This window comes from Smaragdicoccus niigatensis DSM 44881 = NBRC 103563 (genome assembly GCF_000380645.1).
Taxonomy (GTDB): Bacteria; Actinomycetota; Actinomycetes; order Mycobacteriales; family Mycobacteriaceae; genus Smaragdicoccus; species Smaragdicoccus niigatensis.
On the sequence record NZ_AQXZ01000012.1, the window covers coordinates 1 to 13,698 of the forward strand.

Consider the following 13,698-nt stretch of genomic DNA (forward strand, 5'->3'; position numbering starts at 1 on the left):
AACACATGACGCCAGAACAGTGCGTGAACCTCGGGTGATGCCGTCCGTGCCCATGCGGACTGGTAGCCAGCCTCCTTGGCCCACTTCAACCCGGTCGATTCGCTGACGCCCGCCTCGACTGCGGCCTGCGAGGGCGTCTTGCCCGCACCGACCGCCCGCCAGAACGCTTCACGCACCTCGCTCGGCAAACTCCCGCCACGCGGACGTCCACGGCGACGCTTCAACTGCGCACACACAGCTACAGCACCTCTCAAAAGAGACAGGTGTTGCAGCGATCACTTGAGCCCGCCCCATATATGGGGCTTCCGAGGCTGTCAGACGACTTTTTGAGCAGCGAATTACGGAATCCGGCGGACTGCACCCTTGTCGGCCGAGGTTGCCAGGGCGGCGTAGGCACGCAGCGCGGTTGTGACCGGGCGGACGCGATCCTTGGGCTGCCACGGACGCTCCGAAGCGTCCATCTTGGCGCGACGGTCGGCGAGGGTCTCGTCGTCGACGAGGACCTCGAGTGCACGAGTTCGCACATCGATCCGGATCTGGTCGCCCTCTTCGACGAGTCCGATCACGCCGCCGTGCGCGGCCTCCGGCGAGATGTGCCCTATCGACAGACCCGAGGTGCCACCCGAGAAGCGGCCGTCGGTGATGAGCGCACACACCTTGCCCAGGCCGGCGCCCTTGAGGAACGCGGTCGGGTGCAGCATTTCCTGCATACCCGGACCACCTGTCGGGCCCTCGTACCGCACGACGATGACGTCGCCCGGGTTGACCTTCTTGCCGAGGATGAGGCTCACGGCCTCCTCCTGTGACTCGACGACGCGCGCCGGGCCCTGGAACGTGAACAGGTCCTCGTCGATGCCGGCGGTCTTGAGGATCGCACCGTCCGGGGCGATGTTGCCGCGCAGAACGCACAGGCCACCCTCGACGGTGTAGGCGTGCTCCTTGCCGCGGATGCACCCCTTCTCGGCGTCGGTGTCGAGAGACTTCCAGCGATTGTTCGTGGAGAACGGAGTCGTCGTGCGCACGCCACCGGGTGCCGCGTGGAACAGCTCGATCGCTTCCTCGGAGGCCTTGCCCGAGCGGATGTCCCAGGTGTCGAGCCACTCTTCGGACGACTTGGTGTGGATCGTCGTCACGTCCATGTCGAGTAGTCCGGCGCGACGGAGTTCGCCGAGGATGGCGGGGATTCCGCCGGCGCGGTGCACGTCTTCCATGTGGTAGTCGCTGTTCGGCGACACCTTCGACAGGCACGGGACCTGGCGCGAGATCTCGTCGATCGTCGAAAGGTCGAAGTCGACCTCGGCTTCCTGCGCCGCGGCGAGCGTGTGCAGGACCGTGTTGGTCGAGCCGCCCATTGCGACGTCGAGGGCCATCGCGTTGCGGAAGGCCTTCTCGTTGGCGACGTTGCGGGGGAGGACCGACGCATCGTCGTCGCGATACCAGCGGTTCGCCGCCTCGACGACGACGGTTCCCGCGCGGGTGAACAGCGCGCGGCGAGCCGCGTGCGTGGCGAGAGTCGAGCCGTTGCCGGGCAGTGCGAGGCCGAGGGCTTCGGTGAGGCAGTTCATCGAGTTGGCCGTGAACATGCCCGAGCAGGAACCGCATGTCGGGCATGCGCTGCGCTCGACCTCGTCGAGGCCTTCCTCAGTCACGTCGAAGTTCGCGCTCGCCGAGATCGCGGTGACGAGATCGGTCGGCGCATGGGCGACGCCACCGACGACGACGGCCTTACCAGCCTCCATCGGACCACCCGAGACGAAGACCGTCGGGACGTTGAGACGAAGCGCGGCGTTGAGCATGCCGGGGGTGATCTTGTCGCAGTTCGAGATACACACGAGCGCATCGGCGGTGTGCGCGTTGACCATGTATTCGACCGAGTCGGCGATGATCTCGCGCGAGGGCAGCGAGTAGAGCATGCCGCCGTGACCCATCGCGATGCCGTCGTCGACGGCGATCGTGTGGAACTCGCGGGGGACGCCACCAGCGGCGCGTACAGCTTCGGCGACGATCTCGCCGACGTCCTTGAGGTGGACGTGGCCGGGAACGAACTGGGTGTAGGAGTTTGCAATCGCGACGATCGGCTTTCCGAAATCGCTGTCGGTCATGCCGGTCGCGCGCCAGAGTGCGCGGGCACCCGCGGCGTTGCGTCCTACGGTGGTGGTTCGGGATCGGAGCTGAGGCACGTTTACCAGGTTACTGGCCCATGCGACCGACTATTTCCCAAGGCGCACCTCACCTCGTCGAGGACGGTCATGTGAATGATGACTAAGGGCATGTGTGCTGTTCCCTGACGCAATCGGACCTGTTAGCTTCGCTGCATGCCGGAAACTGCGACGTCCGTTAAAGACCTCTTCCTCAACCCCAGCACCTATGACCCGACGCGGTTCGACGACGAGACCCGTCGCCTGCTGCGCGCGACGATCGACTACTTCGAGGGAGTCGGCAAGCAGGAGTTGCTTCGCCGGGACCACGACGCCGAGTTCACCGCAGACTTCATCGCCTTCTCCAAGCGCGAGAAGCTCTTCTCGACGTTCCTGACGCCCGCCGCCTGGGCCGGCGGAGACCCGAACCGCCGCTGGGACACGTCTCGCAACGCGGCCCTCAGTGAGATCTTCGGTTTCTACGGACTGGCCTACTGGTACGCCGAGCAGGTCACGATCCTCGGCCTCGGTCCGATCTGGATGAGCGACAATGACGCCGCCAAGAAGAAGGCGGCGGACGATCTCGCGGCCGGCGATGTCATGGCTTTCGGCCTGTCCGAGCGTGCGCACGGTGCGGACATCTACAACACCGACATGCTGCTCACCCCGGACGGCAAGGGCGGTTTCACCGCCACCGGCACCAAGTACTACATCGGCAACGGCAACGTCGCGAGCATGGTGTCGGTGTTCGGCCGGCGCACGGACCTCGAAGGACCGGACGCTTACGTGTTCTTCGCCGCCGACAGTCGCCACTCGAACTACCACCTCATCGAGAACGTCACGCACGGCCAGATGTACGTGAGCACGTTCCACCTCGAGGACTATGTGGTCACCGAAGAGGACATCCTGCACACCGGCAAGGAAGCCTTCGCCGCAGCGCTGAACACGGTCAACATCGGAAAGTTCAACCTGTGCAGTGGTTCGGTCGGTATGGTCGAGCACTCGTTCTACGAGGCGATCACCCACGCGAACAACCGCATTCTGTACGGCAACCCGGTCACCGATTTCTCGCACGTGCAGGCCAACTTCGTCGAGGCGTTCTCGCGCATCGTCGCCATGAAGCTGTTCAGCAACCGCTCGATCGACTATTTCCGTAGCGCGAGCCTCGAAGACCGTCGCTACCTGCTCTTCAACCCGATGACCAAGTCGAAGGTCACGTCGGAGGGCGAGAAGGTCATGACGCTGCTCCTGGACGTCATGGCGGCCAAGGGATACGAGAAGCGCACGTACTTCCACCAGGCCAACCGCTTCATCGGCTGGCTGCCGCGCCTCGAGGGTACGGTGCACGTCAACGTCGGGCAGATCCTCAAGTTCATGCCGAACTACCTGTTCAACCCGAAGGAATACCCGGCCATCCCGACGCGCGACGACGCGGTGGACGACTCCTTCTTCTGGGCGCAGGGTCCGGTCGGCGGAGCCGGCAAGATCCAGTTCGAAGACTGGACGAAGGCGTACGAACGCAACTCCTCGACGCCGAATGTCGCCGTCTTCTATGAGCAGGCCAAGGCGCTCAAGACGCTGCTGATGACCGCGGCGCCGAGTGCCGAGCAGCAGAAGGACCTCGATTTCCTCCTGGTGATCGGACACCTGTTCTCGCTCATCGTCTACGGCCAGCTGATCCTGGAGCAGGCCGAGCTCCTCGGTCTCGACGCCGACATCGTCGATGAGATCTTCGCCGTTCAGGTTCGCGACTACTCGGCCTACGCGGTCGAACTGCACGGCAAGTCGGCGACGACCGAAGCGCAGCGGGCGTGGGCGCTTGGCGCGGTTCGCGGTCCGGCGGTCGACGCTGAGCGCACTGCGCGGGTGTGGGAGCAGGTCAAGGCGTTCGACGGCGCATACGAGATGTCGGAGTAGAACGGCCAAACGACCTGACGGCTTGTCTATCGAGATATATCGATGGACAAGCCGTCAGGTCGCCTTCCTGTTTTAGTTCGCTAGGGCGATCTCGTAGTCCGGCAGATCTATCGCCCCCGCCTTCGCGAACTCGGCGGCGAAGAGCGACCGCATCGGCCAACGGTTCATGGCGCGGATGGATGCCCGGCCGAGCGCGATCTCGAATCGCGTTCCTGGCGCGAAGCCGCGCGTTCCCATGGGCGGCAGATTCTGCGCGTCCGTGACGAAGGGCCGCATGATCGCGTCGTAGTTGCCGAGTGCGGTCTCGACGTCGTGGCGGTCGAGTTCACCCGCCAGGACGTATGCCCCGACCAGCGCCAATGTCGTGCCGAGGCCGGTCAGTGCGGTGGGGCAATAGCCGGCGTCTCCGACGAGCGCGACGCGACCCGTCGTCCAACTCTGCATCCGAACCTGCGCCAGCGAGTCGAACGCGTAGTCCGGCGCCGTACGCATCTCGCGCAGAAGCTGGGGGATGAGCCACCCCGACTCGGCGAAACGCTCCTCGAAGAACTGCCATTGGGCTTCCGGATTCCGTCGGTCGATCTCGACATTGGTGCGCACGCTCAGGCCGGCCTTCACCTCGGCGGGATTGTGCGATGGCCGCACCGTCGCCACTAACCCACCCGGTTGGTTGTGCATGAGGAACCAGCCATCGATGGATTGGTCGACCGCTGCGGTGAACCAGGTCGTTTGAATTCCGATCGGCCGGACGTCGACATCCAAGAAAGCCGCCTTCCGGACCGCAGAGTGCAGGCCGTCGGCACCGATGATCAGATCGAACGTCTCGGTCCGGCGTTTCTCGAAGGAGACTCTGCCGTCCTCGATGGCCGTGACGGTGTCGTCCCAGACGTACGACACCGAGGACGTGGTCGCGTCGTAGAGCACCTTCGCCAGGTCGCCCCGCAGGATCTCGTGGCTCGACACGATCCCATGCCCGCCGAACGCTTCCACGGGCATGACCGCTCGATGTCGGCCGGCGTCGTCGACGTACGCGAGGCCGCGTTGATCGAGAAGTTGCTCGGCGACCGAATCGGCGAGACCCATTCGTTCGATCACGGTGCGACCGGCGCCGCGAAGATCGACGGTCTGGCCACCGGGTCGCAGACGCGGTGCGCGCTCGACAACGGTGACGTCATGTCCTTGACGGGAGAGGAGGAGAGCGCACGCGGGTCCGGCGATGCTGGCTCCCGAAATCAGAATTCGCATAGTGCGAATGTACGGCGTACGAACGCATCATCACTACACTGTTTCCATGCATGAATGCGCAAAGTGCACTAGTGCGGACCGCACATGAAACGGGCCGAGGAGATCGCTGCGGTCCTCTCCGAACGCATCGCCACCGGCCGTCTCCGGCCGGGTGATCGAGCGCCGTCGACCCGAACGATCATGCGCGATTTCGGTGTCGCGATGGCCACCGCGAGCCGAGTTCTTGCGTTGTTGCAAGACGCCGGGGTCGTGGCGTCGACACCCGGACGCGGGAGTGTGGTGCTTTCGCCAGACGAATCAGCGCGCGCTGAGCCGGAGTTGACGGTCGACGCCGTAGTGGCCGCAGCGTTGCGGATCGCCGACAGCGAGGGCCTCGAGGCCGCCTCGATGCGTCGGGTCGCCAGCGAAGTCGGCGTCGCGACGATGGCGCTCTACCGGTTTGTCTCCGGGCGCGACGATCTGGTGCTTCGGATGATGGACCTTGCGTGCGCCGACCTCGTCATTGCAGAGTCCGATCCGAGCCACTGGCGCGAGCGCCTCGATTGGCTCACGCGTCAGTTCTGGCAGTGTCTTCGCCGGCACCCCTGGCTGGCGAGCGCCATGTCGATGACCCGGCCGCAGCCACTTCCCAACGCGCTGCCGTACTCGGAGGCGATCATCGACGCCTTACGAACGGCCGGATTCTCGCCGGCCGACTCGTTGACCATGCATCTGGGACTGATGAATCTCGTGCGCGGACTGGCGGAAACCGTTGAGACCGAACTTGCCGATCAAGCAGCGACCGGGATCACCAACGACGAATGGGCCGATACGCAGACCGACTCATTGCTCGAACTCATGCCGAGTGATCGGTTTCCGCGGATGAACGAACTGGTCCAGCAGGATTACCCCTACGACCACGACACCATCTTCGAAATGGGTGTCCGGTGCTTTCTCGATGGCGTGGCCTGGCAGGTCAGTCAGTCGAGCGACGCGAGGTAGTCCTTCAGGGCCTGCAGGAACGCCGGTTCGTCCTCGCGGTGCGGCCAGTGCCCGGCGCCCTTGACGATGAGCGCGGTCGAACCCTCGCCGAGCTTCTCCGGCGTCTGCTCGAAAGCCGATGCCGGAACGAGGTCTGCCGTGCCGCCGACGACCAGACCGCGCTTGTCGATCTTGTGGCCCGCGCGACCGGACTGGCCAGTGAACGCGCGATAGTAGGCGAGTGCCCCGTCGAGGTTGCTCGGGTTCTCTGCGAAGCACGTCTTGACGTCGGCGAGGGTTTGATTTCGTTCCGGGCCGTACCAGTTCGGTGCCCAGCGGCGGTACTCGTCGGCGATGTACTTGAAGTCGTTGCGCTGCACCCACTGCCGCGCGAACGGCAGACGCAGCTCAGCGAAGTGGCGGGCGTCCCACACCGACTTCGGTCCGGGCTTGATGAGGCTCAGATGTGGGATCGCCACGACGACCATCCCGCGAACGCGTTCTGGGGTGTACGCGGCCGCGCCGTAGGTGAGGGCTGCGCCCCAGTCGTGTCCGACGACGACCGCGTGCTCCTCGCCGAGGGCATCGAGCAAGCGCGAGGTCTCGAAAGCCAGTGTCTTGCTCTTGTAATCCCGACCCTCGACAACCGTGTCCGGGTGGTACCCACGCAGCCACGGCGTGATCGTGCGGTATCCGGCCGCGGCCAGGTGCTCGGCAGTCGAACTCCAGCCGTGCGGCGTGTCCGGGTAGCCGTGCCAGAGGATCACCAGGGGACCGGTGCCCCGCTCGGCGTAGACGAAGGTCTGCCCGTCGTCGGTGGTCGCGCGCAACCAGTTCATAGCCTCATTCCAGCACGTTGGGCGTACCTCCCAAGCCCCATTCGTCGCCCTTGGCGCCAGACGGGCTTGGGCGGCATGCCCTACGCCGTCGCGACGGCGACTTCAGCGGTCTTGAGTCCGGTCTCGCGACTACGAAGTTTGGCGATCGCAACACCGGTCACGAGTACCGCACCGCCGATGCATTGAACCGACGTGATCGTCTCGCCGAGAAGGAGCCAGGCGAAGACGACGGCGAAGAGAACCTCGCTCAAGAGGATCACCGAAGACAACGTCGAGCCCAGGGCGGCGACTGCCGCGACACCGGTGAGGTAGGCGAACGCGGTCGCGACCACGGCAAGCGGAAGAAAAGCCGCCCACCAGGGCAGTTCGTGGGAACCCAGCGTGACCGGCGCGGTGCTGACGGTGAACTCGACGACCCCGAACGCCGACAACGTGCCGACGATCGCAGCGCCCACCAGCAGTCCGACAGCAGTGAATCCGATGGGGTCGGCGTCCGAGTCGTCCGTCGACAACAGGAAGAACCCGACTTGCCCGATCATCGAAGCCACCGCCCAGGCGACGCCGATCGGGTCGATGCCGGAGCTGCCAAACGGATTGATGACGAGGACGGCACCGGCGATCGCGAGCGCGGCACCGGCCAGCGTCGTCGAACTCTGTGGCGCTTTTCGGACCAGCCACTCCCACAGGATGACGACGACCGGTGCACAGAACTGGATCATGAGCGTCACGCCAACCGGGAGCCGAGTCAGCGACAGGAAGAACGTCGTCTGCGCGAGCGCGACGGCAAAGAACCCGTACGCGACCGCGGACCGGCCTGGCCATTTTCGCGAGGCGCCGGTCGCCAGCCCGATAACAAGCAGCACCGAAGCGGCTCCGACACAGCGCAGGATCGACGCGGCCCCCGGCGACCATCCGGCCGCCATGAGTGACTTCGCGAACGGGCCAGAGAAACCGAAGCACATCGCCGACGTGATCGGCAGCAAGAGCGGCGCGGCGACCCGGCGAAAATTCCTCATATCATCCCATGATAGGGGATGAGCGATTGCTCAGGTCTGCCCGGGGAAGGCGTAAGTCTCCGGCGTGAGCTTGAGGGCCCGACGCCACTTCGCCATCCGGATGGCCGATTCGGTGAGTGCGGTGACGGCAGTCGTGATCGTGTCGGGGCTGTCGGCACGTTCGGCGACCCCACGCCACGCGGTCGCGGTGTCTGACTCCGCGGCAATCGCCGCAGCGCCCGCGGATTCAACGTCGGTAACCGGGTCGGGTAGCGAGTAGCCGGCCTGGGCCTCGAGTCCGTCGGCTCCGGCGCGAGTCAGTAGTGCGATGGTGGCGTCACGCCGCGTGCGATGCGCCGCAAGATCTTCCGTCGCCATGTCCTCGTTCGGTCCGGCGAACGCCTCGATCACTCCGTACGCGAAGATCGCGGCGTACTCGGTCTCCAAGGCCAGGCGGAGGGCGTTGAGTTCGGGTTCTCTCATTCCAGCAACACCTCGATCTGGACAGCGCACGCAGCGCTGATAGATGCCAGCAGTCCGGCACGGTAGCCGTGTGTCTTCCGTGCGACCGCGGCCGCATTCTGCTGGGACCGGCGCAGCAAGGTGGGCAGGTCGCCGGTGAACGAGATGTCGGCGGGTGTCGACTTCGGGGTGGTCGTCGCCGACGGGCTGGCCAGTCGCGCGATCTCGGCCTCCAATGCCTCGGCGTGCGCGGTGCGCTGCGCGGCGACCTCGGTCAGAGCGGCGTGGTCGTCGGGATTCGTGGCGATCGCGGACGTCGCGAAATCCGCGTCGAAGCGGGCCTGTGCGGCGAGTTCGATGAGGGGGTCGGGGGGCGGCGGCGTCGCCATTCGCTCCCGTCCGCAGCCGGCCGCGACGACGACTGCGCCGACCATCGGAATTTGCAGCGCCTGCCGCCTCGAGATCCGCACCCGACCATCCTGCCTCGCCCTTCGCTGCGCCGGTCGCGCGGACTCGGCCAGTGAAATATGGCGTTACCCTTATGTTGTCCTTCTCCGAGAGTGCGGAGTCCGCGCTGCTCGGGGCGTCACAACTGAACCCGACAACTGAAACCTAGATCGGCAGGCACATGAATATCGACATCGCTGCACTGCGTGCAATCGAGACGGAAAAGGGAATTCCTCTCGACACCGTCATTGCCGCAATCCAGACCGCACTGCTGACTGCGTACAAGCACACCGAAGGCCATCAGCCTGACGCACGCATTGACGTCAACAAGAAGACCGGCCTCGTTCGGGTCATGGCCCGCGAGACCGACGCCGACGGCAACCTGATCTCCGAATACGACGACACCCCGGAAGGCTTCGGCCGGATCGCCGCGATGACCGCGCGCCAGGTGATCGTGCAGCGTTTGCGCGATGCCGAGCAGGACAAGGTCTTCGGCGAATACGCCACCCACGAGGGCGAGATCGTCAGCGGTGTCGTGCAGCGCGACACCCGGGCCAACACCCGCGGCTTCGTCGTCGTCCGCATCGGCACCGACGCCAGCGGCACCGATGCGGTCATCCCATCGGCCGAGCAGGTGCCAGGGGAGCGGTACGACCACGGCGACCGCATCAAGTGCTACGTCATCGACGTCTCGCGCGGCCAGAGCGGTACCCGCGTGACGCTGTCGCGCACACACCCGAACCTCGTTCGGAAGCTCTTCGCGTTCTACGTTCCCGAGATCGCCGACGGTTCGGTCGAGATTGTTTCGGTCGCGCGCGAAGCAGGTCACCGGTCGAAGATCGCGGTTCGGTCCAAGATCGGCGGGCTCAACGCCAAGGGCGCCTGCATCGGTCCGATGGGCCAGCGCGTCCGCAATGTCATGAGCGATCTGTCGGGCGAGAAGATCGACATCATCGACTACGACGAAGACCCCGCGAAGTTCGTCGGGAATGCTTTGTCCCCGTCGAAGGTTGCATCAGTGACCGTCGTGGATGCACATGCGAAGGCCGCTCGGGTCGTCGTTCCAGATTTCCAGTTGTCGCTTGCGATCGGCAAAGAAGGTCAGAACGCGCGGCTCGCAGCACGCCTGACCGGGTGGCGGATCGACATCCGCAGCGACGCCGAGACACAGCCCCAGCACTAGGTTGGGGCCGTCGGACGAAGTGCCGACGACAGACACCCAGCCAGTTTCGGTTCTCCAGCACTCCGGCGGTACAGTAAACAGTGGTTCAACATAGCTCTTCGGTATCCGCACATTCACCGGGTCCAATCCGGACGTGTGTCGGGTGCCGTACGCGCGTGTTGGCCGTCGATCTGCTTCGGTTCGTGGCACGTTCTTCCGGCGACGGAATTTCGGTGATCCCCGATCCGGCGCGCAGGCTCCCGGGTCGCGGTGGATGGATTCACCGCAGTCCCGAGTGCCTGCAGACTGCAGAACGACGCCGAGCATTCGGCAGGGCACTGAAGGTGTCCGGCCGGTTTGATCTCGCCGAACTGGAGAGGGAACTCTCTCGCTAAGCCGATCAGGCCGACGAGCACTGAAGGTGTGAAAACACCTCGACAGAAGAGGCAACAGCAAACATGAGCACACCGTGAAGCACCAGCAATGAGCGTGCGTCGGAAGTAAACCGAGGCCGCGCGGGCACCGAAGATGGTAGCCACGCTCGGCCTCTTAGTGAGGAGAGCAGTGGCAGGAAAGCCCCGCGTACACGAGTTGGCGAAGGAACTCGGTGTTACGTCCAAAGAACTCATGGGCCGGCTCAAGGAGCAAGGCGAGTTCGTAAAATCAGCTTCATCGACCATCGAGGCACCGGTCGCACGTCGACTGCGTGAATCGTTCGGTGGCTCGAAGCCCAGCCCGGCAGCCTCGACGGCTGCGTCCGTCTCGGAGTCTGCTGCTCCGCGCCCGGCTGGCCCCCGTCCGGGTCCGCGGCCTGCGCCGTCGCGCCCGGCCGAACCTGAACCGCGGGTAGTACCGCCGGCAGCTGCTGCTGCCCCGGCTCCGGCTGCGCCGGCTGCCCGTCCGTCAACGCCGGAGTTCACTCCGGCTCCGCGCCCTAACGTTGCTCCCGGTCCGCGTCCGAGTGGCGCTGCTCCTGGTGCGCGTCCGAACGCTGCGCCTGGTCCGCGCCCGGGTGGCGCTGCTCCTGGCCCGCGTCCGGGCGGTGCTGCCCCCGGTCCGCGTCCGGGCGGCGGAGCTGTCCCCGGCCCGCGTCAGCCGCGCGTCGGCAACAACCCCTTCTCGTCTGCTCCGGCACCGGAGCGGGCTCCGCGTCCGGCTCAGCCGGGTGGCGCTGCTCCGCGTCCGCAGCATCCGGGCGGTCCGCGTCCGGGACCGGGCAGCGAGCGCGGCCCGCGTCCGGGACCTGGTGGCATGCCCCCGCGTCCTCCGGCCGGTGCCGGCGGTCCGCGTCCTAACCCCGGCTCGATGCCTCCGCGCCCGAACCCGGGTGCGATGCCGCAGCGTTCGGCGCGTCCCGCGCCGGGTGCTGGTGGCGGTCGTCCCGGCGGTCCGGGTCGTCCCGGCGGTCCCGGTGGCGGCGGCGGTCGTCCCGGCGGTCCTGGTGGCGGCGGTTTCCGTCCCGGTGGTCCGGGTGCTGGTGCCGGTGCTGGTCGTCCCGGTGGTCCCGGTGGCGCACCTGGTGGCGGCGGCGGTGGCTTCCGTCCGGGTGGCACAGGTGGCCCTCCCGGTGGCGGCGGCGGTCCCGGTGGTCGTGGTCGTGGCGGCGGTGCCGCTGGTGCCTTCGGTCGTCCGGGTGGCGCGCCGAAGCGCGGTCGTAAGTCGAAGCGTCAGAAGCGCCAAGAGTACGACTCGATGCAGGCACCGTCGATCGGTGGCGTGCGTCTGCCGCGCGGAAACGGCGAGATCATCCGTCTTGCTCGTGGAGCTTCGCTGTCGGACTTCGCCGAGAAGATCGACGCGAACCCGGCGGCACTCGTCCAGGCCCTGTTCAACGAGGGCGAGATGGTGACTGCGACGCAGTCCGTCGGCGACGAGTTGCTCGAGCTCATGGGCAGCCTGATGAACTACACCGTTCAGGTCGTCAGCCCGGAGGACGAGGACCGCGAGCTTCTCGAAGGCTTCGACCTCACCTACGGCGAGGACGCTGGCGACGAGGACGATCTCGTCATCCGTCCGCCGGTCGTGACCGTCATGGGTCACGTCGACCACGGTAAGACGCGACTCCTCGACACGATCCGTAAGGCGAACGTCCGCGAGGGCGAAGCCGGTGGCATCACGCAGCACATCGGTGCGTACCAGGTGCTCACCTCGCTCGAAGGCAACGAACGACTCGTCACCTTCATCGACACCCCGGGTCACGAGGCGTTCACCGCCATGCGTGCTCGTGGTGCGAAGGCCACCGACATCGCGATCCTCGTGGTCGCGGCCGACGACGGCGTCATGCCGCAGACGGTGGAAGCGATCAACCACGCGCAGGCTGCTGACGTGCCGATCGTGGTGGCGGTCAACAAGATCGACAAGGAAGGTGCTGACCCGCAGAAGATCCGCGGCCAGCTCACCGAGTACGGTCTCGTTGCCGAGGAGTACGGCGGCGACACGATGTTCGTCGACATCTCGGCCAAGCAGGGCACCAACATCGACGCGCTGCTCGAGGCCGTCCTGCTGACTGCCGATGCGTCGCTCGACCTGCGTGCGAACCCCGACATGGACGCACAGGGTGTGGCTATCGAAGCGCACCTCGACCGCGGTCGTGGTCCGGTTGCCACCGTCCTCATCCAGCGCGGAACGCTCCGCGTCGGTGACTCGGTCGTCGCTGGTGATGCCTACGGTCGTGTTCGTCGAATGCTCGACGAGAACGGCGACGACGTCGAGGCGGCACTGCCGTCGCGTCCCGTCCAGGTCATCGGTTTCACCTCGGTTCCGGGTGCAGGTGACAACCTGCTCGTGGTCGAGGAAGACCGCATCGCCCGCCAGATCGCCGACCGTCGTAATGCGCGTAAGCGCAACGCGATGGCTGCGAAGAGCCGCAAGCGCATCAGCCTCGAGAACCTCGATGACGCGCTCAAGGAAACCAGCGAGCTCAACCTCATCCTCAAGGGTGACAACTCCGGTACGGTCGAGGCCCTCGAAGAGGCCCTCATGCAGATCCAGATCGACGACGAGGTTCGCCTCCGCGTCATCGACCGCGGTGTCGGTGGTATCACCGAAACCAACGTCAACCTGGCGGCTGCGTCGAACGCGATCATCATCGGGTTCAACGTCCGTGCGGAGGGCAAGGCCACCGAGCTCGCGAACCGCGAAGGTGTGGAGATCCGGTACTACTCGGTCATCTACCAGGCCATCGATGAGGTCGAGAAGGCCCTCAAGGGCATGCTCAAGCCGATCTACGAAGAGGTCCAGCTCGGTCGCGCCGAGATTCGCGCCCTCTTCCGGTCGTCGAAGTTCGGTCTCATCGCGGGTTGCATGGTTCGCGACGGCATCATGAAGCGCAACGCGAAGGCTCGTATTCTGCGGGACAACAACGTCATCGTAGAAACGACCACGATCGCTTCGCTGCGGCGTGAGAAGGACGACGTCACCGAGGTCCGCGAGGGCTTCGAATGCGGTATGACGCTGACCTTCAACGACCTCCGCGAAGGCGACATCATCGAGGCGTACGAGCTGAAGGAAAAGCCGCGCGACTAGCGTGGGGC

General features: G+C 65.7%; 11 protein-coding genes and 1 pseudogene. 5 read left to right on the forward strand and 7 right to left on the reverse strand.

Annotated features, from left to right (window positions below):
- Together F600_RS26920 and ilvD are read right to left on the reverse strand one after the other, a co-directional pair.
- Positions 1-236, reverse strand: a pseudogene (locus F600_RS26920) (hypothetical protein); the annotation flags it as partial.
- A 102-nt stretch (positions 237-338) separates the two neighbouring features.
- Positions 339-2,180, reverse strand: a complete 1,842-nt coding sequence (gene ilvD / locus F600_RS0104255) for a dihydroxy-acid dehydratase (RefSeq protein WP_018159347.1) — start codon at positions 2,178-2,180, stop codon at positions 339-341.
- Positions 2,181-2,315: 135 nt separating this feature from the next.
- Here ilvD and F600_RS0104260 point away from each other — a divergent pair, with 135 nt between their 5' ends.
- On the forward strand, positions 2,316-4,055 hold the full coding sequence (locus F600_RS0104260) for an acyl-CoA dehydrogenase family protein (RefSeq protein ID WP_018159348.1): 1,740 nt from the start codon (positions 2,316-2,318) through the stop codon (positions 4,053-4,055).
- A 72-nt stretch (positions 4,056-4,127) separates the two neighbouring features.
- Here the strand turns inward: F600_RS0104260 and F600_RS0104265 are convergent, their stop codons facing one another.
- Entirely contained in the window at positions 4,128-5,300 is a 1,173-nt protein-coding gene (locus tag F600_RS0104265) for an FAD-dependent monooxygenase (protein ID WP_018159349.1), read from the reverse strand.
- 84 nt (positions 5,301-5,384) lie between these two features.
- Between F600_RS0104265 and F600_RS0104270 the strand changes: the two genes are divergently transcribed.
- Positions 5,385-6,281: a TetR/AcrR family transcriptional regulator C-terminal domain-containing protein gene (locus F600_RS0104270; protein ID WP_018159350.1), complete on the forward strand. Its 897-nt coding sequence runs from the start codon at positions 5,385-5,387 to the stop codon at positions 6,279-6,281.
- Here F600_RS0104270 and F600_RS0104275 read toward each other — a convergent pair.
- The 4 genes from F600_RS0104275 to F600_RS0104290 all read right to left on the reverse strand — a co-directional run bounded on the left by F600_RS0104275 (position 6,260) and on the right by F600_RS0104290 (position 9,026).
- Positions 6,260-7,099, reverse strand: a complete 840-nt coding sequence (locus F600_RS0104275) for an alpha/beta fold hydrolase (RefSeq protein WP_018159351.1) — start codon at positions 7,097-7,099, stop codon at positions 6,260-6,262. The two genes, F600_RS0104270 and F600_RS0104275, sit on opposite strands and share 22 nt — an antisense overlap.
- Before the next feature lie 80 nt (positions 7,100-7,179).
- Positions 7,180-8,115 carry an EamA family transporter gene (locus tag F600_RS26925; RefSeq protein WP_018159352.1) on the reverse strand — a complete coding sequence of 312 codons (936 nt, stop codon included), beginning with the start codon at positions 8,113-8,115 and terminating at the stop codon, positions 7,180-7,182.
- A 30-nt stretch (positions 8,116-8,145) separates the two neighbouring features.
- Positions 8,146-8,577, reverse strand: a complete 432-nt coding sequence (locus F600_RS0104285) for a ferritin-like domain-containing protein (protein WP_018159353.1) — start codon at positions 8,575-8,577, stop codon at positions 8,146-8,148.
- Positions 8,574-9,026 (reverse strand): hypothetical protein, encoded by a 453-nt coding sequence (locus F600_RS0104290; RefSeq protein ID WP_245541464.1) that lies wholly within the window; start codon positions 9,024-9,026, stop codon positions 8,574-8,576. Before F600_RS0104290 ends, F600_RS0104285 begins: the two co-directional genes overlap by 4 nt.
- 158 nt (positions 9,027-9,184) lie before the next feature.
- On the opposite strand from F600_RS0104290, the gene nusA reads away from it, so the two are divergent.
- The 3 genes from nusA to infB all read left to right on the forward strand — a co-directional run bounded on the left by nusA (position 9,185) and on the right by infB (position 13,690).
- A complete protein-coding gene (gene nusA, locus F600_RS0104295) occupies positions 9,185-10,186 on the forward strand; it encodes a transcription termination factor NusA (protein WP_018159355.1) in 1,002 nt (333 codons plus the stop codon).
- 80 nt (positions 10,187-10,266) lie between these two features.
- On the forward strand, positions 10,267-10,560 hold the full coding sequence (locus F600_RS26930; RefSeq protein ID WP_051090734.1) for a YlxR family protein: 294 nt from the start codon (positions 10,267-10,269) through the stop codon (positions 10,558-10,560).
- A gap of 169 nt (positions 10,561-10,729) precedes the next feature.
- A complete protein-coding gene (infB, locus tag F600_RS0104305) occupies positions 10,730-13,690 on the forward strand; it encodes a translation initiation factor IF-2 (protein WP_026306153.1) in 2,961 nt (986 codons plus the stop codon).
- Positions 13,691-13,698 lie beyond the last annotated feature (8 nt).